Source organism: Chryseobacterium sp. KLBC 52 (assembly GCF_003347605.1).
Lineage (GTDB): Bacteria > Bacteroidota > Bacteroidia > Flavobacteriales > Weeksellaceae > Chryseobacterium.
Genome location: NZ_QDFZ01000008.1, coordinates 109,019 through 131,404 on the forward strand (window position 1 = coordinate 109,019; position 22,386 = coordinate 131,404).

At 36.5% G+C, this 22,386-nt stretch carries 24 protein-coding genes; 7 read left to right on the forward strand and 17 right to left on the reverse strand.

Going from position 1 to position 22,386, the window contains the following annotated elements; translation table 11 throughout:
- Positions 1-50 precede the first annotated feature (50 nt).
- A complete protein-coding gene (locus DDF69_RS10490) occupies positions 51-260 on the reverse strand; it encodes a TIGR04139 family peptide modification target (protein ID WP_162800905.1) in 210 nt (69 codons plus the stop codon).
- A gap of 598 nt (positions 261-858) precedes the next feature.
- A complete protein-coding gene (locus DDF69_RS10495; protein ID WP_114820753.1) occupies positions 859-2,712 on the reverse strand; it encodes a helix-turn-helix transcriptional regulator in 1,854 nt (617 codons plus the stop codon).
- A gap of 239 nt (positions 2,713-2,951) precedes the next feature.
- On the opposite strand from DDF69_RS10495, the gene DDF69_RS10505 reads away from it, so the two are divergent.
- From DDF69_RS10505 to DDF69_RS10520, 6 genes are all read left to right on the forward strand, one after another.
- Positions 2,952-3,272: a DUF4870 domain-containing protein gene (locus tag DDF69_RS10505; protein ID WP_114820755.1), complete on the forward strand. Its 321-nt coding sequence runs from the start codon at positions 2,952-2,954 to the stop codon at positions 3,270-3,272.
- 17 nt (positions 3,273-3,289) lie between these two features.
- Positions 3,290-3,433, forward strand: coding sequence for a hypothetical protein (locus DDF69_RS22035; RefSeq protein ID WP_162800906.1), 144 nt, complete (start codon positions 3,290-3,292; stop codon positions 3,431-3,433).
- A gap of 167 nt (positions 3,434-3,600) precedes the next feature.
- Complete coding sequence (locus DDF69_RS22040) at positions 3,601-3,777, forward strand: DUF6903 family protein (protein WP_162800907.1); 177 nt, start codon at positions 3,601-3,603, stop codon at positions 3,775-3,777.
- A 98-nt stretch (positions 3,778-3,875) separates the two neighbouring features.
- Positions 3,876-4,409, forward strand: coding sequence for a DUF4303 domain-containing protein (locus tag DDF69_RS10510; RefSeq protein WP_114820756.1), 534 nt, complete (start codon positions 3,876-3,878; stop codon positions 4,407-4,409).
- 158 nt (positions 4,410-4,567) lie between these two features.
- Positions 4,568-5,047 carry a hypothetical protein gene (locus DDF69_RS10515; RefSeq protein WP_114820757.1) on the forward strand — a complete coding sequence of 160 codons (480 nt, stop codon included), beginning with the start codon at positions 4,568-4,570 and terminating at the stop codon, positions 5,045-5,047.
- Entirely contained in the window at positions 5,025-5,540 is a 516-nt protein-coding gene (locus DDF69_RS10520; RefSeq protein WP_228411963.1) for a hypothetical protein, read from the forward strand. The genes DDF69_RS10515 and DDF69_RS10520 overlap by 23 nt, the downstream gene beginning before the upstream one ends.
- A gap of 169 nt (positions 5,541-5,709) precedes the next feature.
- Here the strand turns inward: DDF69_RS10520 and DDF69_RS10525 are convergent, their stop codons facing one another.
- The 3 genes from DDF69_RS10525 to DDF69_RS10535 all read right to left on the reverse strand — a co-directional run bounded on the left by DDF69_RS10525 (position 5,710) and on the right by DDF69_RS10535 (position 8,234).
- Positions 5,710-6,654 (reverse strand): transketolase family protein, encoded by a 945-nt coding sequence (locus tag DDF69_RS10525; RefSeq protein ID WP_034697001.1) that lies wholly within the window; start codon positions 6,652-6,654, stop codon positions 5,710-5,712.
- 99 nt (positions 6,655-6,753) lie between these two features.
- Positions 6,754-7,638: a transketolase gene (locus tag DDF69_RS10530; protein ID WP_228411970.1), complete on the reverse strand. Its 885-nt coding sequence runs from the start codon at positions 7,636-7,638 to the stop codon at positions 6,754-6,756.
- Between the two features lie 77 nt (positions 7,639-7,715).
- Positions 7,716-8,234, reverse strand: a complete 519-nt coding sequence (locus tag DDF69_RS10535) for a hypothetical protein (protein ID WP_114820758.1) — start codon at positions 8,232-8,234, stop codon at positions 7,716-7,718.
- A 337-nt stretch (positions 8,235-8,571) separates the two neighbouring features.
- Between DDF69_RS10535 and DDF69_RS10540 the strand changes: the two genes are divergently transcribed.
- Positions 8,572-10,806: a reprolysin-like metallopeptidase gene (locus DDF69_RS10540; protein ID WP_114820759.1), complete on the forward strand. Its 2,235-nt coding sequence runs from the start codon at positions 8,572-8,574 to the stop codon at positions 10,804-10,806.
- A 73-nt stretch (positions 10,807-10,879) separates the two neighbouring features.
- Here DDF69_RS10540 and DDF69_RS10545 read toward each other — a convergent pair whose 3' ends face one another.
- From DDF69_RS10545 to asnB, 12 genes are all read right to left on the reverse strand, one after another.
- On the reverse strand, positions 10,880-12,439 hold the full coding sequence (locus tag DDF69_RS10545; RefSeq protein ID WP_114820760.1) for a sodium:solute symporter: 1,560 nt from the start codon (positions 12,437-12,439) through the stop codon (positions 10,880-10,882).
- Between the two features lie 461 nt (positions 12,440-12,900).
- Positions 12,901-13,188 (reverse strand): GNAT family N-acetyltransferase, encoded by a 288-nt coding sequence (locus tag DDF69_RS10550; RefSeq protein WP_171006298.1) that lies wholly within the window; start codon positions 13,186-13,188, stop codon positions 12,901-12,903.
- A gap of 1 nt (position 13,189) precedes the next feature.
- Entirely contained in the window at positions 13,190-13,585 is a 396-nt protein-coding gene (locus DDF69_RS10555; RefSeq protein ID WP_114820761.1) for an OsmC family protein, read from the reverse strand.
- Positions 13,585-13,803 (reverse strand): (4Fe-4S)-binding protein, encoded by a 219-nt coding sequence (locus DDF69_RS10560; RefSeq protein ID WP_114820762.1) that lies wholly within the window; start codon positions 13,801-13,803, stop codon positions 13,585-13,587. The genes DDF69_RS10555 and DDF69_RS10560 overlap by 1 nt, the downstream gene beginning before the upstream one ends.
- Position 13,804: 1 nt before the next feature.
- Entirely contained in the window at positions 13,805-14,383 is a 579-nt protein-coding gene (locus DDF69_RS10565) for a TMEM175 family protein (RefSeq protein WP_114820763.1), read from the reverse strand.
- Positions 14,384-14,914: an NADPH-dependent FMN reductase gene (locus DDF69_RS10570; protein ID WP_114820764.1), complete on the reverse strand. Its 531-nt coding sequence runs from the start codon at positions 14,912-14,914 to the stop codon at positions 14,384-14,386.
- A gap of 22 nt (positions 14,915-14,936) precedes the next feature.
- The gene (locus DDF69_RS10575) at positions 14,937-15,836 is read right to left on the reverse strand and encodes a pirin family protein (RefSeq protein WP_114820765.1); all 900 of its coding nucleotides are present in this window, start codon (positions 15,834-15,836) and stop codon (positions 14,937-14,939) included.
- 59 nt (positions 15,837-15,895) lie between these two features.
- A complete protein-coding gene (locus tag DDF69_RS10580) occupies positions 15,896-16,207 on the reverse strand; it encodes a GNAT family N-acetyltransferase (protein ID WP_114820766.1) in 312 nt (103 codons plus the stop codon).
- A gap of 154 nt (positions 16,208-16,361) precedes the next feature.
- Positions 16,362-17,237 (reverse strand): pirin family protein, encoded by an 876-nt coding sequence (locus DDF69_RS10585; RefSeq protein WP_114820767.1) that lies wholly within the window; start codon positions 17,235-17,237, stop codon positions 16,362-16,364.
- A 100-nt stretch (positions 17,238-17,337) separates the two neighbouring features.
- Positions 17,338-18,741, reverse strand: coding sequence for an MFS transporter (locus tag DDF69_RS10590; RefSeq protein ID WP_114820768.1), 1,404 nt, complete (start codon positions 18,739-18,741; stop codon positions 17,338-17,340).
- 139 nt (positions 18,742-18,880) lie between these two features.
- A complete protein-coding gene (locus DDF69_RS10595) occupies positions 18,881-19,723 on the reverse strand; it encodes a hypothetical protein (RefSeq protein WP_034697012.1) in 843 nt (280 codons plus the stop codon).
- Between the two features lie 757 nt (positions 19,724-20,480).
- Positions 20,481-22,148, reverse strand: a complete 1,668-nt coding sequence (asnB, locus tag DDF69_RS10600) for an asparagine synthase B (RefSeq protein ID WP_114820769.1) — start codon at positions 22,146-22,148, stop codon at positions 20,481-20,483.
- Between the last annotated feature and the right edge of the window lie 238 nt (positions 22,149-22,386).

Genomic DNA, 22,386 nt, shown 5'->3' on the forward strand with positions numbered 1-22,386 from the left:
TATTTAAATGGTAACTTTGAAAGGAATAAAGGAGGGTTGCCCCTCCTTCATTAGTTTAATGTTGCTGTTGGGCTACACACAGTAATTCTGCCTATATAAGTTCCTCCCGGTGCTGTATAGGTGTCGTATTCTTCACAGCCTTCTCCAACGGAAACATTAGATTTAACATTATAGCTGCCTCCCTGAATTGCCTTAAGGTCTTTCAGTTTTTTGTTTTCCAAAGAAGAGAAATCTCTCTTCATTCCATTTAATTTTTTCATTTTGATAAGTTTTTTTGTGTTGTTTAAAAAATTAATGTCAAATAAACCCTGACATGGGGCCGAATATTTTTCATGTTTATTTATACTGTACACATACAATCTAAAGATGAAAAAGGTATTCTGTCAACGTTGATGTTTTCAAATCTATAAATATTCAGTTCACTTAAGTGGGATAAAATGTGTAAGTGATTTGTTTATTTTTTGTACATATATGCACATGCAAAATGTGCATATTTCAGTGGGTTCGGTGAAATATTTCAATCTTGGAAAAGTATAAAGTATAGTCAGATCATCTTAAGAAAACCTCTGGATATAACAGAGGTGTGAATAGTAATATTTTCTATTGTACAATACGGCTGAATGAGTACAAAATGTATTGGAAAATCATGTGTTTGTAGACTCATTATCGAAGAAATTTATATATTTCAGAGCATATTGTTTGCAAAAAATAGTTTTTTTTAGTCTGAAATTGATATAATCAGCAAGTAATCTTTCATAAAAAATACCAATTTTATCTAGTAAATAGAAAAGAATGACATTAAATCATAAAAAAGTAAAGCCTTTTAACATAGAGTTAAAAGGTTTTTAGTAGCTTAAATTACAGGTCAGAAAACACTCCCTGGAAAAAAGATTCTAAGGCCGTATTTTCATCCAGCCCGAACTTCTTTTTCAGACGGTATTTGGTCATTCTTACGCTCTTAGGTTCTACGTTGAGGAGGTTGGCGATTTGTTTTGTATCCATTCCCAGATAGATATAAGCACAGTATTTCAAGTCCAGCGCAGTGAGTTTTTGTTTAGCTTTTTCACTGATGTTTTTAAAGAAATCCGGATGCAGCTCCTGAATGGTAAATCTGACTTTTTCAAAATCATTATCAACACGGCTTTCTCCTTTTACAACCTGGTGAATATTGATGTCAGTATCAGAAAGCTGGTTCTGAAGGTTCTGCAGAACCTCATTCTTATGCTGAATATGAAGCTGGCTGGCTAATACCTCACTTTGAAGCTTTTGCTGCTGAAGGGTAAGAAGTTCCTGCTCAGCCTTTAATCTGGCCTGTTCTTCCTTCTGAAGTTTAATCAGCATTTCCGCTTCATGCTTTTCTGTATCAAGCTTATTTTCCCTTTCTATGGAATATCTCAGCTTAAAATGATAAGAACGGAACATAAAGAAAGCTCCAACCAACCCAATAATTCCCAAGCCAATATAAAGGAGTTTTTCTTTTTTCAAACTGGCCGTTTTTTCAGTAAGAGATCTGAGTTCAGATTCTTTTTTCTGAGACTGATACTGTGCTTCCAGCCTTTTGGCAATTTCAGCTTGACCTTCATCAAATAGGAGATTACTGTATTCTGCTACTTTTGACTCGTATTGGTAGGCTTTCTCATATTTTTTTTGCTTTGCATACAGCTGGGCAAGATCTTTTACTATATTGATCATGACATGGTAATAAACCGGCTTTAGAGTAAGAAGGATCTGTTCAGCTTTCAGGAGATATTGCTCTGACAAAGCATCATTTTGATCCCGGGAAGCAAGATTGCTTAAAACACCCAGTGCTCCTGCCTGAATGCCCTGGTTAAGTGTTGTATGCTCAGTAAGCGCGAATATTTCGTTGGCATTATTCTCAATTTCCTCCCTTATCTCAGGAGTTATAACAGGATAGCTCAGATAATAATTGATGAGATTCAGCAGTGCCATAGCTTGTACATGAGCAGACACATGACCCGGAAACTGATGATATAGCGCAACCGCTTTTTTACACATTTCTATCACAGGTTTCAGATCTTTTAAGTCTCCGGTCTTTTCATGTTGGAAAGAATAGCAGACTGCCAATGCAGAATACGCTGAACTCAGCAAGTTTTTATTTCCGGATTTCTCGGCAAGCTCAATGGATTTTTTTGCATATTTGGTAGCATTTTCAGCATCATTCCATTCTGTGTAGATTCCATAGAGAAGATAATTGAGTTTTGCATTCAGCGTGATTTCAGAAGGCTGTTTTTCAACCATAGAAAGTGCTTTCTGAATAAGTTTGATCGTATTTTCAGATTCACCAAGAGCTTTCCTGTAGTAAATATTCAGATAACCGGCATATAATGCGGCCGTTGTATTATGACTTTTCTGAACAATTTCATTTGCAGCATCAATAATAGGGGGAATTGTATTATACTCAGACTGGTTAAGCTTAATAATTCCTTTTTGGGTAAGGGCTTTTACTTCTTCAGCATCATTTTGTTCTTTTTTGGCCAGTTCCAGCTGTTGCTGTACATATTTTTCGGCGGTAGTATATTGATCACTGACTCTGTAATATTCGGTAAGCTCATTGTAAATTCTGAACTTTTCTGCGGACGAAATATGATCTCCTTCCAATTGGTTTTTGAGGCCATCAATAAATGTATTCTGTGCGGGGTATAAGGTGCAGATAAAAAGTATACAATATAAAAGTGAGTACTTTAGTTTCATGGGGTGAAAGTACAAAAATTGTAGACATCTGTCAATTTCCTACCTAAGAAAGTAAAAAGAACTGTTATTTTTATCTTTCTGTAAATCAGCATTTTATTTGTTTTTGTAGACGTTTTGTAGTCGGTTGTAATCTCGGTTGAAGATGTTTTGTAGTTGCTGAAATGATGAAGAGGATATTTTTCTGTTGCAATTTTGAGCCAGAAAAAAATCAAAGAATAGTAATTTAAAATTTTACAGCTATGGACAACAAAACATTATCAATTGTTTCTTACATTACACTTTTCGGATGGCTGATTTCCTTCTTTATCGGAAAAGAAAAATCGAATAAACTTTTAAAATATCATTTGAAACAGTCTTTGGGATTGATTATTTTTTCAATCGTATTATCCATCATCCTCAATGGTATTATGATGCTGACCAAAATTGGAATTCTTGGAATATTCGGTTTTATTCCTTTGGTATTAATGATCATCGGAATCATTAATGCCGCCAATGATGTTGAAAAACCTTTACCTCTGATCGGGAAAATGTTCGAGGATAAATTCTCTTTCATCGGATAATATCTGAATTCTCGAATATGGAAGGTTGTAAACATATAAAGAAAGAAGGTTCCAATTATCTGGTGAAGCAGTATATGGCACTTCAGCATATTATAGGAATAGCCTGGGTTTGTATTTCAATCGGAAAAACAGAAAGAAGGCAGTTACCAGGCATTCAATAATTCTGTTAACGATTTTCTTGGTAAAATGAGAATTGCCCAACGAAGTCTGAATGAAAATAATCAGGAACTGAACAGTGATCTTGATGATCTGGAAAGAGAAGCAGGCTACATCCTTGATCGTTATAACAGTTTTGTAGACTGATTTACCAATAACTAAAATTTGATTAATGAAAAAAATATTAGGAATTATTTTGATAATGATAGCCTTTTGCCTGGTCATGGTGATTAAAATAGGACCATCCAGAGAAACTTCCTGGTTGTTCAAGTATGGAGAACTGATTCCTATGCTCGCCGGAGCAGCTATTTTAATTCCCGGATTAGTACTGTATAATAAAAACAGATAGCTATAATCATGAAATTGAACAGCCTTTGTAAGAATATAAGGTGCTGATTTGACAGGATAAAGGTAATTTTACCGCCCATTTTAAAAAAGAAAAGAAGTATGGATTTTGAAATTTTGAAACAGCAGATTGAAGACGCTGCAAGGAAAGCTTTTTTAGAAGTGTATGAAAAGCATGGAGCTGAAGAAATTTACAGCTTTGCACTGTACAGCGATGAGGGAGCAATGACAGTTTGCCCTGCTGCCAATACATTGAAAGTAATGGAGAATGCAGAGGATGATGATGCTCTTTATTATAAATATGAACCGGCAGAATGGACCTACGAAATGGAAGGAGCCGATAAAGAATTCGATGTAATCTGCACTCAGTTGAGAACAGAGCTTAGTAAACACGATGAAGATGATCAATGGTTTGAGAGTTTTCAGGCTAAACTATATTCAATCTGTATTGAAGTACTGGAGAAACTTAAAAATGAGAACTTTTTTACAAAGATCACAGGCAAAGATATTTTCCTGATTTTTACGGTTTCAGATTATGAGTTTGAGCACGAAGACCTGAAAAATCTTATCATCAGATTGAATGATAATGACTACAAAAATGAATATCTGGACTGGATGGCTACCTGGGGCAATTAAAAGGATGAAGAATTAAAAAAAACACTTTAAATATATACATATGAAGCCCGATAAAATAATTGTCTCAGAAGCCTCTTATACATTACAATCTCTATATAAATGCTTTTAAGCATCAGAATCAACTACCAACCCAAATATAAAGAACAATTACATTCATTATGAACAACTATCAATTTTATAAACAAGAAGGAAACCAATATATTTTTAAAAACCAGCCGGTGTTTATTGCTGTACTCTGCATTATTTTTCTGGTTATTGCAGGATTGATTTTTAACAGTGTAAGAACCGGGAGCTATATCATTATGGCGGTAGTAGCTCTTATTATTGTCAACTTCTTTACCAAGAAATTTATCATCGATATGGACCGGAAAACGATAACTGGAAAACATACCATTTTTGTTCCGGCAAGAACATATCCGATTGAGAATTTTAGAAATTTCCATGTGGTAGCAACAAAATACATGGGATTTATCACCACCAATGTAATGCTGTCTGTTTATTTTGAAGTAGATGGTAAAGAAAAACAGCTTACGATAGGTCAGGCGCTTACCCAGAAAGGAATACAGAAAATGGTCAACGAAACAGAAGATATTATGAACCTTAATAATTCTGAAAATGGACATCAGAGACCGCTATAAATTTGAAGAAAACGGAAGTGAAATAAGCTTTATGCCCAATTACAGTTTCCTGCGCACTTTGGTTTGGTGGCTGGTCTTGGGAGTCATTGCACTTCCTGTGATCATCTATTATTTTATGGGGAAAATGTCCGGAGATCAGTTCAAAATTGCCATAGGATTATGGGCCGTTTACATGATTTATTTTCTCTTTGATCTCTTTTTCAGAATTCCTGTGAAATATATTTTTGATAAATCGGAAAAGTGTATTTACAGAAAACTGCTGCTTTCCAAAAAACTCATGAACTTTGATGAAATGACCTATTTTGTGAATGATGAAAGAGGTGGGTATTATTATTCCATCGGGAAAAAGAGAAATCAGTTTGTGAAAAACTACAGAATCAGTAATTATTTTTCTGGTTCAAAAGCTTCTGAAAGAAGAGAAGATGAATATATTAAAGAAATTTTGTGTCCCGTACTGATGGCTGTAGGAATTCCCTTGAATGAGGAAGAATAATAAGCAGGATAAAAACTAATACGATGAAGAATGGGTGTATAACCATTTCCTTCCGGAGGAGGGATGGAAAAAATTCAAAGAATTTTTGACGGGTGGTTGATACACAATAACAAAAAACCCGGCGGTTTCGAAGAAACCGCCGGGTTTTGTTTATATAAAACAGCTTATCTTAAGCTAAAATTCTCTTTACAGCTTCTTTTACTGCAGCAGCATCAATCTTATACTTTTTCATCAGTTCAGCAGGTGTTGCAGACTCTCCGAAAGTATCATTTACCGCTACGAACTCCTGTCTTGTAGGTCTTTTTCTTGCCAGCATACCAGCAACAGATTCTCCTAAACCACCAAGGTAGTTGTGCTCTTCAGCCGTTACAATTTTACCTGTTTTTTCAACAGATTTTAAAATGATCTCTTCATCAAGAGGTTTGATTGTGTGAATGTTGATCACCTCACAAGAAATACCTTCTTTCTCAAGCTCATCAGCAGCTACAAGAGATTCCCATACAAGGTGTCCCGTGGCAACAATCGTTACATCAGTACCTTCCTGAAGCATAATTCCTTTTCCGATTTCGAAAGGCATATCTTCCGGAATAAAAACAGGAACTACCGGTCTTCCGAATCTTAAATATACAGGTCCCTCAAAGTCTGCAATCGCTAAGGTAGCAGCTTTAGTCTGGTTGTAGTCACAAGTGTTGATCACTGTCATTCCAGGAAGCATTTTCATCATACCGATATCTTCAAGAACCTGGTGAGTCGCTCCATCTTCTCCTAAAGTAAGACCTGCGTGAGATGCACAGATTTTTACATTTTTGTTAGAATAAGCGATAGACTGACGGATCTGGTCATATACTCTTGAAGTAGAGAAGTTAGCGAAAGTTCCCGTAAAAGGAATCTTTCCTGTAATACTAAGACCAGCTGCAATTCCCATCATGTTTGCTTCCGCAATACCAATCTGAAAGAATCTTTCAGGAGCCTTCTCAATGAATTTCTCCATCTTCAAAGAACCGATAAGGTCTGCGCAAAGTGCTACTACATTAGGATTTTTGTCAGCCAGTTCAGCCAATCCTGCTCCGAATCCTGAACGCGTGTCCTTTTTTTCTGTATATGTATATTTCATTTTTTACTAAAGTTTTTGATCATTGATAAATGATGAGTGATTAATCATTTTATAAAGTTCCAGGAGTATCATTTATCAAAAATAATTTATCATTTATAATTAATAATCAGCAGGAGCTTCCAGGTATAATTGCTTGAATGCTGTGTCTAGCTGCTCATCATTTGGAGCTTTACCATGCCATGCATGAGATCCCATCATATAATCAACCCCATAACCCATTTCTGTATGAAGAAGGATAGCTACAGGTTTTCCTTTTCCGGTTTCTGTTTTTGCCTTCTCAAGGATTGCAATTACAGCTTCAAGATCATTACCGTTCTTTTCTTCCAAAACAATCCATCCGAATGCTTCCAGTTTTGCATGAAGATTTCCTAAGCTTAATACATCATCTGTATCTCCGTCAATCTGACGTCCGTTGTAATCAATAGTAGAAATGATATTATCTACCTTTTTAGCAGAAGCATACATCAAAGCCTCCCAGATCTGACCTTCCTGAAGCTCACCATCTCCGTGAAGAGAGTAAACAAGAGATTGATCACCGTCTAATTTTTTACCCTGAGCTACTCCAAGTGCTACAGAAAGTCCTTGTCCAAGAGAACCTGAAGCAATTCTGATTCCCGGAAGACCTTCGTGGGTAGTTGGGTGTCCCTGTAATCTTGAATCTAATTTTCTGAAAGTGCTCAGCTCTTCCACAGGGAAGAAACCAAATCTTGCTAAAGTAGAGTAGAATACCGGAGAAATGTGTCCGTTTGATAGATAAAAATGATCTTCATTTTTACCTTCCATTGTGAAAGGAAGTTTATAGTTCATCACTTTCCCGTAAAGGGCTGTGAAGAATTCTGTACAACCCAAGCTTCCACCAGGGTGTCCTGAATTTACAGCGTGAACCATTCTTAAAATGTCTCTTCTGATCTGCGTAGTAAGAGTTTTTAACTCTTCGATACTTTTACTCATTATATCTGATTTATTTGCATGCGAATTTACAATTTTTTACCGGCTTACGGAAATGCAAAAATCCGGATATAAAAACCCGGATTTTGTATGATTTGAATATTTTTCTGCTTTTAACAGCCTTCGTTGAGGTAAACGGAGATTTCTGTCACTATATTATTAACAAATTTAAAACTTAATAGTGTTCCTGCCTGACTGTCTTCAAGATTAAAATAACCGGTGTCTTTAATCGGTTTGCCATTGGAGTCCCAATCCGGGCGTACACTGAAATTGGTGTAGCTTCTATAAGCATTAATCAGATCATCTCTTGTACTTCCCACGCCGATTCCGCTTTTGGTTTTAAATTTTTTACTCGTTGTTGTCATATAAGTAATGGAAGGAACACTCGGATTGGCTTCATTGATGTAATTATCAAAAAGATCAATCTGGATGCTTTCTCCGTTATACTTTACTATATTTTTTTTCTCTCCATTGGCATTGATCAGCTTAACTCCTGCAATTTTTTCAGCTTCAACCTTAGGCATGAAAACTTTAAAAGGTCCAATTCGTAATGTTGAGACTTCAAAGTTTTCTTGGGCATTTGTAAAAGTGAATGTTAATAGAAATGTGAAAATTGCAATAATTTTTTTCATGGTTTTTAAATTTATATTTTTTTTTATTTTGATTAATTTAAAAATGAATTTATATAATTCTTATCAAAGATAATTAAAATACAAAAGTCTATAAAATCAGTTATTTAGATGAGGATAAAAAAATGAAAATTATTTATTGAGTGTAATGCTTTGTGGTAGCAGGATCATTGATTTTTTACTATTAAATGTCGTTTTTTTTTGAATTTTCATATGTGATATTTAGATTAATTTAACTAATTTTATAATTCAATATTATTTGAATTATAAATATTTAACTAATTATTTTTTAGTTTTTTGTCTTAATGATTGATTAAATAAAAATTACATACCATTATATATGAAAATTAAACAATTATTTTATTTGGGGATATTTGTGATATCCGTTTCCTCGGGGAAAGCCCAGGACTTTTTTACGGTAATCAGTGAGAGGTCCATCAAAGCAGATCCTAAAAACAGAACAGTACAACCGGAAAAGTCATTGACTTACAGACTGGATGTAGCCGGAATGAAAAGTTATTTTAATTCTGTTCCGGAATTGAAAGACAGTGACCGTAAAGATAATGCTCCGATTATTGTTCTTCCGATGCCTGACGGAACAAAAGCAAAATTCAGAATCTGGAAGTCTTCAGTAATGGCTCCCGGATTAGCCAGCAAGTTTCCTCAGATTGTCACTTTTACAGGACAAGGGGTTGATGATCAATATGCTACCTTAAAACTGGATTTTACCGAACTGGGATTCCATGCACAGATAAAATCTGTAGTGGCGGGTGATTCATATATTGATCCTTATGCTAAACAGGATGTCAATAATTATATCATTTATAAGAAAAGTGATTTAATAGATAAAAATCCAAGATCTTGTGGAGTAAAGGATGAAGACGATTCTCCACTGGGAAAAAAAAACGCTCAAAAAACCGTAGCGCCAAGCGTAGGAAATCAAATTAGAGTTTTCAGGTTTGCAGTAGCCTGCACAGGAGAATATGCGGTGGCAGCAACGGGTACAGCAACACCAACGGTCGCGCAGACACTTTCAGCCATTGTAACCTCGGTAAACCGAGTAAATGGAGTCTACGAGCAGGAAGTAGCTTCAAGGTTGGTACTGGTGGATAATGAAGCCAATGTGGTTTTTACAAATGCCACTACAGATCCATTTAACGGAAATAACAATGCCAGCACATTAATTAATGAGAGCCAGACTCAGATTGACTTACTGATAGGAAATGCCAATTATGATATCGGACATACTTTCAGTACCGGCGGTGGCGGATTAGCCGGATTGGGAGTAATCTGTAATGCAACGAATAAAGGAAGAGGGATCACCGGCTCGCCTAACCCGGTTGGAGATCCTTATGATATTGATTATGTAGCTCATGAAGTAGGACATCAGTTTGGGGGTCCGCATACTTTTAATGCCATTACAGGGAGTTGTAATGGTAACCGTAGTGCAGCCAACGCTGTAGAACCGGGAAGTGGAATCACGATCATGGCATATGCAGGAATTTGTGGAAGTACCAATAATTTAGCCTCTAACAGTATTCCTACTTTCCATACCAAATCCTACCAATCTATTACGACAAAAGTTCAGTCAACCACATGCCAGGTTACGCTGCCAGTTAATAATTTTGCTCCAACGGTAAACGCGGGAGGTGATTATACAATCCCCAAGAGTACACCATTCAGATTGGAAGGTTCTGCTACAGATATAGACAACAATCCGCTTACTTACAGCTGGGAACAGAATGATGCAGGACCTGCAGGTGACTGGAATGCACCAACAGGGAATGCTGCGATCTTTAGATCATACGTACCTGTAACCGTTCCTTACAGATATTTTCCAAAACTTACAGATGTAATCAATGGTACAGTATCCAAAGGAGAAATCAGACCAGCGTATGCCAGAACAATGGAGTTCAGACTCACGGTAAGAGATAATAATGCAGGTTGCGCAGGAGTTGCCAATGACGATGCTATTATTACTGTTGATGGAAATTCCGGACCGTTCAATGTAACTGCACCTGCTACAGCAGTAAACTGGGCGGGGAATTCCACCCAAACAATAACATGGGATGTAGCCAATACAACTGCATTTCCGGTGAATGCTGCTACTGTCAATATTTATCTTTCTACAGATGGAGGGCTTACCTACCCAACGCTGATCCTGGCCTCCACTCCGAATGACGGTTCAGAAGCTGTTACTATTCCCAACGTAAATACGACACAGGCAAGAATTATGGTTGCAGCAGAAACAAATGTTTTCTATAACATTAATCCAATCAACTTTACCATTACCCAGACATTGGGCGTGAATGAAACTGCTGCCAATAAAGATGTATTTGTAGTATATCCTAATCCAAGTAAAGGATTGCTCAATGTTAAATTTACCAATTCAAATGAAGTATATGATATTACCGTATACGATGTAAGCGGAAAATTAGTGTTCACTCAGGCTGATAATAAACTGAATCATAATAAAACAGGTACTTTTGACTTGTCGCACCTTGTTCAAGGAGATTATCTGATTAAGGTTAAATCTAAGAATCTTGAGAAAACAATCAAGTGGATTAAAGAATAATCTATTTCCTTGATTCAAATAAAATAAAGGCTGTCTTCAATAGAGGACAGCCTTTTTTGTAATGTATGTTATTTTAAACAACTCTTAAATGTTGTTTGTTTTTTACCAGCCACAGGCCAATGAAAGTCAGCAAACCGTTAAGAACAATCAGTTCTACTCCGATTTTGTAATCGGTATAAGTTGTAACAGCCAGATTGATTAAATAAGTTAATACAGGTGCTAAAAGGGTAACCGTAAGGATGGAGTATTTTCTTGAAATCTGGAACTTGGTGAAAATTCCAAAAGCAAAAAGTCCTAAAAGCGGTCCATACGTATATCCTGCAATTTCCATGATCAGATAGACGATAGATTTGTCATTCAATGCTTTGAAAACCATAATCAGGATGAAGAATACTACGGTGAAAATCAAGTGCACTTTCATACGAAGGCGTTTTTTCTCTTTCTCAGTTTTTGTTTTATCCTCATTAAGGTTAAGTAAATCTACACAATATGAACTTGTTACAGCTGTTAAAGCACCATCAGCAGAAGGGAATAAGGCTGAAATCAACCCAATAATGAAAATAACAGAAATAGCCATCGGAAAGTATCCCTGAAGCGATAAAGCCGGGAAAAGGTCGTCTCCCATTACGTTTTTAATATTTCCTGCTGCATCTTTAAATCCGAAAATGTTCGTTACTGTTTCACCATTTATCGTTCCATATTCTGCACCATGCTGTAGGGCAAAAAGGTATAATAATCCCCCCAGAAATAAGAAGGCAAGGTTTACGATAAGAAGTGTTCCTGCAAAAGTTAGCATGTTTTTCTTGGAATTCTTAAGATTGTCTACAGAGATATTTTTCTGCATCATTTCCTGATCCAGTCCCGTCATAGCAATGGTAATAAAAATTCCACCCAGAATGGTTTTCAGGAAAAAGGTTTTGGAATTAGGATCAAAATTGATGAAATGAGTATAATTTTTCTGTTCAAGAATTGTATAGGCTTCTCCAAACGATAGATTCAGGTTAGATAAAATATAAACAATACAAGCTACAAGACTGATAATCATAAAAGAAGTCTGCAGTGTATCTGTAATAACAATGGTCTTCACACCGCCTTCAAAAGTATACAAAAGTACCATTAGCAAAAGAACAAGAGATGTTACCCAAAACGGAACTCCCAACCCTTCAAGCAAAAATATCTGTAAAACATTTACTACCAGATACAATCTTGCGGTAGCTCCAATTGCTCTTGAAATAATAAAAAAGATAGAACCGATTTTATGTGCCTCCACATTGAATCTTTTCCCCAGATACGTGTAAATAGAAGTCAGATTCATCTTGTAGTAGAGTGGTAGTAATATCGCTGCCACAATGAAATATCCGATGAAGAACCCGATTACCATCATGTAGTACTCAAAACCTCCATAGATGTATTCTGAACCGGTCATTTTTCCGACAGTTCCCGGAACGGAAATAAAAGTAACCCCACTTAAGCTGGTTCCTATCATCCCGAATGCTACGAGCCACCATTTACTCTTTTTGTTACCGATAAAAAAAGACTGGTTATCAGAATTCCGGCTGGTGAAATAAGAAATCACCAAAAGACCGATAAAATAGACGAAAACAAATAACAAAAGGATAGTTCCTGGATTCATTCTTGATTTTTAAATTTTAGCAAATATATAAAAAAGATCAGTCGTGAATCATGAATTTAGTTCAGACACAATTTTTATATAATTACTTTTTTGAAAGTGATCCAGGCTTGGGATAAAACCAGTATTTTCAGAAAGGTCTGAAGCTTGGAGCTGGAAGCTTGAAGTTATAAAGCTCATAAAAGAAATGATTCTCTATATTTTCATCTTTTTATAGTGACATGGGTAAAAAGTAACTTTACTTTTCTGTCTTAAAGCCGGATACTGTTTTCTGAGTTAATAGAAACAGTTTGCTTCATCAAATCAATTAAAAATTGATTCACTCTTTGCCTGCTTAAAATTTATATAATTCAAAATAAACTTTGCGTTAACAGAGATCTGGTATTGAGAATAAAATAACTGCATAAAAAAACCTTTCAGATGGCTCTCTGAAAGGTTTGTATGGTAAGGATAGAATACAGTGACTAATTCACTAAAACATCCTGAAGTTCTTCACTTTTCTGAAAACTTGCTTTAGCGAAAGGACAGAGGGGAATAATCTTCTTGTCATTTTTTCTGGCAAAATCTACAGCTGCCAGAAGCATTTCCTTGCCTACACCTTTTCCGTTGTAAGCTTCTTCCACCTCGGTGTGGTCTATAATAAATCTTTCTTCTCCTGCCCAGGTATAGGTCATCATTCCTGCGCGTCTTCCATCTATGAAAGCTTCAAAACTTCCGTGTTTTTCGTCGTTGTTTTGTTTTACTTCGATCATGTTATGAGAATTTAGTTAGTATTTCTATATCGTTGGTTAATATTTTGTGAACAGGGCATGCATCCGCAATGGTGTGCAGTCTTTTACGCTGCTCATCATCCAGAATCCCTTCAAAGCTGATGTCTCTTTTGAAAACAGCTCTTTTTGTTAATGGAAAATTTTCAAGCTCTACTTCTACATTGATGTTTTCCACATCCCATTCCTTTCTTTCAATATACATTCTCAATGTAGCTGCAGTACAGCTTGCCAGTGAAGTAGCCAGAATTTCCATAGGATTAAGACCTTTGTTCTGTCCGCCTTTATCAACCGGTTCATCCGTAATGATTGTATTTTCGCCGGCTGTTACTTCTGTATAATATTTTGTTTTTCCTAAACTTGCTTTTACCGTTACCGCCATTATTTTGCTGTATTGAATTTATAACTTAATGCACCTGATGGGCATAGGTCGATCTGATTTTTTAGTTCTTCGGGACTTGCGTTTTCTGCTTTTATCCAAGGTCTTTCTTTAGGATTGTAGACTTTGGGAAGTGTTTTTACACATATGGCAGAATGGATGCATTTTTTAGGCTGCCAGATGACAGTAATGTTTCCGTTAGGATATTCGTGTGTTTCCATATCAATTTTCTTTTAATGTTTTTTCGATTCTTCTGTCCGGAATCAGCCATATAAGAGCCACGATATAATAAAAACCTATGGCAATATAAGGATAAAAAAATGAAGTAGCGATTCCCAGGACATAAAATACAATAGAGATATATTCTTTATATTTTGAATGAATAGCTTCTTTTAGCTTTGAATCTTCTCCTTCGCACCTGATAATCACATGTTCCAGAATGGTGTAAGCAATAGCCGACATAATGAGCCCGATACCATAGACTGCAACAGGATTTTTTGCAAAATTCGTAGTTCCGATCCATTCCGTAGCGATTGGCATCAGAGAAAGCCAGAACAGAAGGTGAAGGTTGGCCCAGAGAATGCTGCCATTTACTTTCTTTACCGTCTGAAACAAATGATGGTGATTGTTCCAGTAGATTCCTACATAGATAAAACTGAAAATATAAGCCAGAAACTTAGGAAGAAGAGGTTTGAGACTGGCCCAGCTGTTTCCTTCAGGTACTTTCAGTTCAAGTACCATAATGGTGATAATAATAGCAAGGACACCATCACTGAACGCCTCCAGTCTTCCTTTGTTCATTTACTTTATCTGATTTTTAAAGTTTTGTATCTTACCTTTCAGATCATTCAGCATATCCGGATTGATGACACCGCTTTCCATATCAAAATTTTCGTAAAACTTTGGGAGTGAAAAAGTATCCTTGATATCTGCTGCAAACTGTGGGAAAAATGTTTTTGCTGTATTCATCACATTTCCGCCTCCGTAACCTCCGGGAGAGGTACTCATCAGAAGCATTGGTTTATTCTGAAATACTTTTACATTAATCCTCGAGGACCAGTCAAAAACATTTTTAAAGGCTGAACTGTAAGAACGGTTGTGTTCTGCAAGAGAGCAGATGATCACATCACATTCCTCAATCGCTTTTAAAAACTGATGGGCTTCATCCGGAAAACCTTTCTTTTCAAGATCTACAGAGAAAACGGGCATCGTGAAATCGTTGAGGTCAATCAGATTGATTTCTTCATCCTGAAAATCTTTCAGAACAAATTTTACAAGTTCTCTGTTGATAGAAGTGGAAGACGTACTTCCCGCAAATGCTAATATTTTCATGGTTGATAAAACTGGACTGAAATTATTTTCTGTTTAAAATAGCCTTAGGAAGTGGCACATACTCGGTTTCATCGCCAGGAACCAAAGGAAATGCTTCGTGATTCTGGTCATTCCAGTTTACCTTTGCCTGATCAATTAATTCCTTGTCAGAGTTCACAAAATTCCAGAAGATAAAACGCTCTTCATCGAATGGCTCGCCACCAAAAAGATAAACCGTTCCGTTTTCACTCATCTCGAATTCGCAAAGCTTGGTATCTTTAGCAATCATCAGCTGTTTTGAACCATAAGAATTTCCATCTGTGGTCACCGTTCCATCCAGAACATACATGGCTGCTTCCCCGTAAAGGTCTTTCCCGATGCTGATTTTCTTAGCTTCTTTTGTTTTGATCTCAATGAAAAATAACTTGCTGTGTACCGGAACTGCTGACGTTCTTCCGAATGCTTCACCGGCAATTAATTTATACTGAATACCATCTTCTTCCCACACCGGAATTTCATCCGCTTCAATATGATGAAAAGTAGGCTCAGACTGCTCAAGATGTTTTGGAAGACCCACCCAAATCTGAAATCCGTGAAGTCTTTTATCACTGTGTCTTAAATATTCAGGGGTTCTTTCTGAATGTACAACTCCTTTTCCGGCAGTCATCCAGTTGACAGCACCCGGTTTTATTTCTATAGCACTTCCAATACTGTCTCTGTGGAAAATAGAGCCTTCCAGCAGATAAGTTAATGTAGATAAGCCGATATGCGGATGTGGCGGAACATCGAGATTCTGATAATCTTTTAATTCTGAAGGTCCCATATGGTCAATAAACACGAAAGGCCCAACCGCTCTTTTTTCACGGAAAGGAAGAAGTCTTCCTACAAGGAAATTTCCAATATCTGCAGCCTTTTCTTCAATAATAAGTCCAATATTTGACATGATGATGTGATACTTTTTTAAAATGTTATTTAAATAAATTGATAAGTTCTGGTGAAGGTTTAAAGTTTGTCGTAGCCTTCAAATCTCTCATCTACGATGCGTTTCCATTCAGGGTGTTTCTTAATAAAAGCGAAAACATAAGGACAGAAAGGAAGAAGTTTTTTTCCGCTTTCTTCAATAAAATTCAAAGTTTTTTCTACTACCGCAGCCGCTGCGCCAGTTCCGGCCAGTTCCGCTTCTGCTTCAGTATGGATCAAAGAAATCTGATGCATGGTTTCACGGTAATCAATAAATGCAAAATGTCCGTTGAATTCTATTTCAAATCTTTTTTCGGCTTTTACAAGAGGTATATTTTCAAATTCTGGTTTCATAATATTGTATTAAAAGCGTCGCGTTTCCTATCAATGCAGGAAATTGCGTGTTAAGACAAGTAAACCTTATAGGTTCATAAAACCTATAAGGTTTGCCATTATATAAAGTTAATAAAAAAAGGAATAATCAAAGATTAAGATAAATTTAAATCTTTTAATCTTCAAGATACCCAAATTTTCCGGTATTAAAATCCTCGAAAGCCTGCATGATTTCTTCTCTGGAATTCATCACAAAAGGTCCGTGAGGATAGATTGGTTCGTTGATAGGTTCGCCACTGATAATTAAAACAACAGCATCTTCTTTTGCTTCAATGGTGAATGTTTCGCCTTCATTTTTAAATAATACAAAATGATCCGATTTAACATTTTCTTCTCCATTAATGATCATACTTCCTTCAATCACCAAAGCTGCCGTATTGAAATGAGCAGGGAAATTAAACTCTGCTTTTCCTCCAGCTTTAAGTTTGGCATTCATCATATGAACCGGTGTGAAAGTGCTTGCTGGTCCTTTGTGACCATTATACTCTCCGGCAATTACTTCTATAAAACCATTTTCACCCAGATCCACTCTTTCCATTTTGGAATTTTCTATAGCCTGGTATTTCGGGCAGCTCATTTTATCTTTTGCAGGAAGATTTACCCAAAGCTGAACCATCTGAAAGATTCCTCCTTCTTTTGCCCATTCGGTTTCATGATATTCTTTATGAAGAACTCCTTTGGCAGCAGTCATCCACTGAACATCACCTTCTCCGATTACACCGCCGCCGCCAGCGCTGTCATGGTGCTCTACTTTTCCGCTATATGCTATGGTTACTGTTTCAAAGCCTCTGTGCGGATGCACTCCAACACCTCTCGGTCTGTCGGATCCGTTGAAATGAAATTTTGAATTGTAATCCAGCATAATAAACGGATCCATTCTTTTCATATCCAATCCGGGAACTCCCGGAATGAAATTGTGAACCCTGAATCCATCGCCTACAAAGTGCGCAGGTCTTGGAGATACTACGATTTCTATTTTTTTAGTTGCCATCACATTGTTGATTTATGTAAACAAAATTACCATTGTTAAATGCGAAAAGCATTGATCTGTGTTAAGTTCGTAGGAAAGGATGAAACTGTGATCTGATCTGTTACTCTTCCTTCGATTTCATATTCTTTCCATCCGAAATATGAAGCCTTCTGAACACAAATCCTGATAAAATCGTTAATATACCTACCGTGAGAAAAGTATACCGGAATGCATTGTGGATTTCTCCTTTGATCAGATCTGTATTTTCAAATAATTTTAAAACAATCAGTCCGAAGGCAATTCCAAAGCCGATTGCTAATTGTTGATTAACGGAGATCAATGAGTTTCCGCTGCTGGTCTGAAAGTTTCGAAGATCAGCAATAGAAATGGTGTTCATGGAGGTGAACTGTATCGAGTTGAAAAAACCTAACACCGCGATGATGGGAACAAACCAATATAGGGAAGTGTGAATGTTTGGAATGGCGAGAAGACATATTAATGTTCCGATGATGAAGGTGTTCACCATTAAGGTCTGACGGTAGCCATATTTATCTAAAATCTTAATGACGGAGGATTTTCCGAAGATGGCCGTCAAAGCCATGGGAGCAATGATCCAGCCTGAAGTTACTGCAGATTGTTTGTACGCAATCTGAATCATCAATGGAAGCAATAACGGAACAGAACTGATTCCTAATCTGGTGGCCAGATTTCCCACAATACCTACCCGGAAAGTTCTTACCTGAAAAAGGTTTAAAGGAAAAATAGGATGTCCTCCTTTTTTTGCATGTCTGTAGTAATAATAAAGGAATAAGAAACCAAGGATAAAGACGACAAGAACCGGCGTAATATTCTGCATGTCTCCAAAAAGTTCGAGCGATACGGAAAGCAGGAGAGAGGCTGCTGCAAAAATCAAGAAGCCCTTTAGATCAAAATCAACATCATCCGATTTGTAATTGGGCATGAATTTTAATCCTAAAAGAATTCCCAGAACTCCAATAGGAATATTGATCAGAAATATCCAGTGCCATGAAAGGTAGTCTACCATATAACCTCCCACTAACGGCCCGAGTACTGGTCCGATAAGTGCAGGAATAATAGCAAAGTTCATAGCCTTGAGCAGTTCGTTTTTATCAAATGTTTTAATGAGTGCCAGCTTCCCAACGGGTGTCATCAAGCTTCCTCCAACTCCCTGAACGACCCTTGAAATTACCAAATGGGTAAGATTTTGAGACATGGAACAAAACAGTGAGCCTAAGCTGAATAGCACTAATGAAAATATAAATACTTTTTTTGTTCCAAACCGGTCTGCCAGAAATCCGCTGGCGGGCATAAAAACGGCTAATGTCAGAACATAACTGATAATAGCGTTTTGCATATTAAGCGGAGACTCTTTCAGGTCTTTTGCTATAGAAGGCAGAGAAGTATTCAGAATCGTTGAATCCAGCATCTGCATGAAAATAGCAGTAGCCAGAATTAAGGGAAGGATTTTCTTTATGGAGGTCTGTTGTGGGCTTGTTTCTGTCATTTTGTATAGGCTGGACATAGAAAATATCCAGACTTATTTTTATTTGAAGAACTTGCTTGCTTTAAGCGGTCTGATCCTTAGATCATGAAATCCATATAAAATTAAAAAAGTCCTGCGAGATTTCACAGGACTTTTTGATTTATTTTCTAGGTTTTTCTACTCCTTTCCATTCATCGCCGGCTTTTCTATACTGGCTTAAGGTGAAAGTTTTGAAATCCTTCGTTTTATATTCGATGTTATCGGTATTCTGCTCAAACGGCATGATGTAGTAGTATTCAATGTCCGTTTTATCAGATTTGTTTCCTTTTTTTACAGAAGGAACGTATTTTGAGAATTTATAGCTTGGAAGATATTGTTTCAACCTTGTGTAGAAAGCTTTGTCTTCTTTTTCGCTAGGGATAATATCTACAATGTTCAGATCGTCTTTTTTCTTGTCAATCCAAAGATAATACGTCTTTTCTTCTCCTATATTTCTGTTGAACGAGTTGAAAGCAAATAATTCTTTCGGTACAAGTTCCTTGATTTTTTCCGGATCAACCTTCGTATAATACTGACCTTTTGAAGGATCTACATACGTTTCAAGGTTATACATTAAAACAGAATTGTTCTCGAATTTTTTATTTTTAAAATATTGATTTAATGATAATTCTGCAGTTGCTCTTAATTCTTTCCCCCTTGCATCCAGTTTTTTTGTAGGGTTCTGAGGGTTTACATATTTTACAAATTCATATAAAACAACAGGTTTAATGTCTTTAAGGTGAGGATAAGTTTTCAGTTGCTCTGCCTTTACAAGCCAATAGAATTGTTGATAGTAGTCGTCCTTATCTTGGTCTTTCACACTCTTATAAGCCAAAGCAAGCTTCTTTGAATTCAGATATTTGCCATATTTTCCTTGTCCAAAAGCAAAACTTATGGCTAATAAGGCAAATAAAACAGTAAGGTTTCTTCTCATTTTTTTATAATTGATATTTTCGTTTTCCAAATATAATTATTTATTAGATATTATTTTGGATTGTGAGTTAAATTATGCCATATTGTTATTGTTAATTCAAGAAAAAATCCTGTATTGCTACAGGATTGATAAATTATTACTGAGGGAGTTATAGGTTGAATGAAAAAAATATACATTTCAATAATCAACTAATACTATTGAAAAGTTGAAATAAATAAACGCTATGGTCGCAAGGTTTATATTTCATATTATCTATTTCGTTCGCAAGGTCACTTCGTTCAGCTAGGATATCAGATTGTCTGTTGCTGAATGAAACACTTTTGCGATCGTGCTTAAAAACTATAAAATTTCTTAGCGAGCCCCGCGTAAAAAACTATTTTGCTGCGTTAGATAAACGCTATGGTCGCAAGGTTTATATTTCATATTATCTATTTCGTTCGCAAGGGCACTTCGTTCAGCTAGGATATCAGATTGTCTGTTGCTAAATGAAACGCGATTGTGCTCATTATTAAATAATGTCTTAGCGTTACTTCTGTTAAATTTGTTTTATTAAATAAACGCTATGGCCGCAAGGTTATATTTAATCTTATGTATTTCGTTCGCGAAGGCACTTCGTTTAGCAAGGAAATCGGTTTGCCTGTAGCTGAGTGAAACGCCATTGCGATCGTTCTTAAATATAAGAAAAATGGCTTAGCGTGCTCTGCGCTAAAATATCCCGAAACCCGAATCACGTAACAAATTCATGAGCGCAGCGGATTGACAATTAACCATTCAACAACACACCCTTCTAATACGAAGTCTCATGCACCTTCACAGCTCTCCCGCTTGGGTCATTCATTTTTTTGAACGCTTCATCCCATTCCAGAGCAATAGGAGTGGAGCAAGCTACGGATGGAACCGATGGAACGGTAGCCGCTGCAGTTTCACTTGGGAAATGTTCTTCAAAAATCGTTCTGTATCGGTATTCTTCTTTGTTCTGAGGTGTGTTTAGCGGGAATCTGAATCTTGCATTAGCCATCATCTCATCCGTTACTTCTTTTTCAGCCACCTCTTTCAAAGTATCGATCCATGAATAGCCTACACCATCCGAGAACTGTTCTTTCTGTCTCCATACAATTGAGTCAGGAAGAAGGTCTTCAAAAGCTTTTCTCAATACCCATTTTTCAATTTTTCCTTCAGCAGTATTGATCATTTTATCCCGGGGGTTAATGGTCATGGCAATATCCATGAATTCTTTGTCAAGGAAAGGGACTCTTCCTTCAATTCCCCAGCTCATCAGTGCTTTGTTGGCTCTTAAACAGTCATAAAGGTGAAGTTTGCCCAGTTTTCTTACAGTTTCATCATGGAATTCTTTTGCGTTAGGAGCTTTGTGGAAGTATAAATAACCTCCGAATAATTCATCGGAACCTTCTCCTGAAAGAACCATTTTAATTCCCATGGATTTGATGACTCTAGCTAAAAGATACATCGGGGTGGATGCTCTAATGGTGGTTACATCATAGGTTTCAAGGTGATAAATGACGTCACGTACAGCATCCAGTCCTTCCTGAACGGTAAAGTTAACCTCATGGTGAACAGATCCGATATGTTCTGCGGCTTTTTGAGCAGCTGCAAGATCCGGAGAACCAACCAATCCTACCGCGAAACTGTGAAGTCTTGGATACCATGCTTCCTGAGTATCGCCACTTTCAATTCTCTGGCGGGCAAATTTTGCAGTGATCGCTGAAATAACAGATGAATCTAGGCCTCCTGAAAGAAGTACTCCATAAGGGACATCACTCATCAGTTGTCTGTGAACGGCATCTTCAAGACCTTTTCTCAATTTTGAGATATCCGTTTCATTTTCCTTTACATGATCAAAGCTATCCCATTCTCTGGTGTACCATTGCTGAAGTTCTGTTCCGTCCGGACTGAACATCAAATGCCCTGGCAAGAAAGTTTCTATTTTTTTGCAGATCCCTTCAAGAGCTTTTAATTCAGAAGCAACATAGTAGTTTCCGTTTTTATCCCAACCCTGATAAAGCGGGCAGATTCCCATATGATCGCGGGCGATAAGATAAATATCGTTTTCAGTGTCGTATAAAGCGAATGCAAAAATTCCGTTAAGTTTTTCTACGAAATCTTTTCCGTATTTTCTGTAAAGGGCAAGAATCACTTCACAGTCGGACTGAGTCTGAAACTCATAATCCGGAAATTCTTCTTTAAGTTCTCTATGGTTATAGATTTCACCGTTCACCGCTAATACTACTTTTCCATCTTGAGTAAATAGAGGTTGTTTTCCAGAGGTAGGATCTACAATAGCAAGTCTTTCATGAGAAAAAATTACTTTCCCGTCCTGAAAAACTCCACTCCAATCCGGTCCTCTGTGACGGATTTTTTTTGACATTTCCAATACCTGAGGTCTTAATACTTCAGTTTTTTGCTTGGCATCAAATAAACATACAATTCCACACATAATTTTTATTATTTATGGAACAAAAGTAGAAGTGATGTTTATAAATAACAATGAAAAATATTTAAATGTGAAAATTTTTAATTAATTAGTATTTTGAAGTTAAAATTTTTAATTAATCAAGTGGATTAATATGTTTTTGATTAATTTTTTTCGTTGAGCCATAATTTATATAAACCCATACGAAATAAAAATGACATATTTATTAATCTATGGTAATTAATTATATGAATTTTACCCC

Coding starts and splice junctions, on each gene's coding strand:
- DDF69_RS10490 (WP_162800905.1), bottom strand. CDS start 260: ATGAAAAAATTAAATGGAATGAAGAGAGATTTCTCTTCTTTGGAAAAC.
- DDF69_RS10495 (WP_114820753.1), bottom strand. CDS start 2,712: ATGAAACTAAAGTACTCACTTTTATATTGTATACTTTTTATCTGCACC.
- DDF69_RS10505 (WP_114820755.1), top strand. CDS start 2,952: ATGGACAACAAAACATTATCAATTGTTTCTTACATTACACTTTTCGGA.
- DDF69_RS22035 (WP_162800906.1), top strand. CDS start 3,290: ATGGAAGGTTGTAAACATATAAAGAAAGAAGGTTCCAATTATCTGGTG.
- DDF69_RS22040 (WP_162800907.1), top strand. CDS start 3,601: ATGAAAAAAATATTAGGAATTATTTTGATAATGATAGCCTTTTGCCTG.
- DDF69_RS10510 (WP_114820756.1), top strand. CDS start 3,876: ATGGATTTTGAAATTTTGAAACAGCAGATTGAAGACGCTGCAAGGAAA.
- DDF69_RS10515 (WP_114820757.1), top strand. CDS start 4,568: ATGAACAACTATCAATTTTATAAACAAGAAGGAAACCAATATATTTTT.
- DDF69_RS10520 (WP_228411963.1), top strand. CDS start 5,025: ATGGACATCAGAGACCGCTATAAATTTGAAGAAAACGGAAGTGAAATA.
- DDF69_RS10525 (WP_034697001.1), bottom strand. CDS start 6,654: ATGAAATATACATATACAGAAAAAAAGGACACGCGTTCAGGATTCGGA.
- DDF69_RS10535 (WP_114820758.1), bottom strand. CDS start 8,234: ATGAAAAAAATTATTGCAATTTTCACATTTCTATTAACATTCACTTTT.
- DDF69_RS10540 (WP_114820759.1), top strand. CDS start 8,572: ATGAAAATTAAACAATTATTTTATTTGGGGATATTTGTGATATCCGTT.
- DDF69_RS10545 (WP_114820760.1), bottom strand. CDS start 12,439: ATGAATCCAGGAACTATCCTTTTGTTATTTGTTTTCGTCTATTTTATC.
- DDF69_RS10550 (WP_171006298.1), bottom strand. CDS start 13,188: ATGATCGAAGTAAAACAAAACAACGACGAAAAACACGGAAGTTTTGAA.
- DDF69_RS10555 (WP_114820761.1), bottom strand. CDS start 13,585: ATGGCGGTAACGGTAAAAGCAAGTTTAGGAAAAACAAAATATTATACA.
- DDF69_RS10560 (WP_114820762.1), bottom strand. CDS start 13,803: ATGGAAACACACGAATATCCTAACGGAAACATTACTGTCATCTGGCAG.
- DDF69_RS10565 (WP_114820763.1), bottom strand. CDS start 14,383: ATGAACAAAGGAAGACTGGAGGCGTTCAGTGATGGTGTCCTTGCTATT.
- DDF69_RS10570 (WP_114820764.1), bottom strand. CDS start 14,914: ATGAAAATATTAGCATTTGCGGGAAGTACGTCTTCCACTTCTATCAAC.
- DDF69_RS10575 (WP_114820765.1), bottom strand. CDS start 15,836: ATGTCAAATATTGGACTTATTATTGAAGAAAAGGCTGCAGATATTGGA.
- DDF69_RS10580 (WP_114820766.1), bottom strand. CDS start 16,207: ATGAAACCAGAATTTGAAAATATACCTCTTGTAAAAGCCGAAAAAAGA.
- DDF69_RS10585 (WP_114820767.1), bottom strand. CDS start 17,237: ATGGCAACTAAAAAAATAGAAATCGTAGTATCTCCAAGACCTGCGCAC.
- DDF69_RS10590 (WP_114820768.1), bottom strand. CDS start 18,741: ATGACAGAAACAAGCCCACAACAGACCTCCATAAAGAAAATCCTTCCC.
- asnB (WP_114820769.1), bottom strand. CDS start 22,148: ATGTGTGGAATTGTATGTTTATTTGATGCCAAGCAAAAAACTGAAGTA.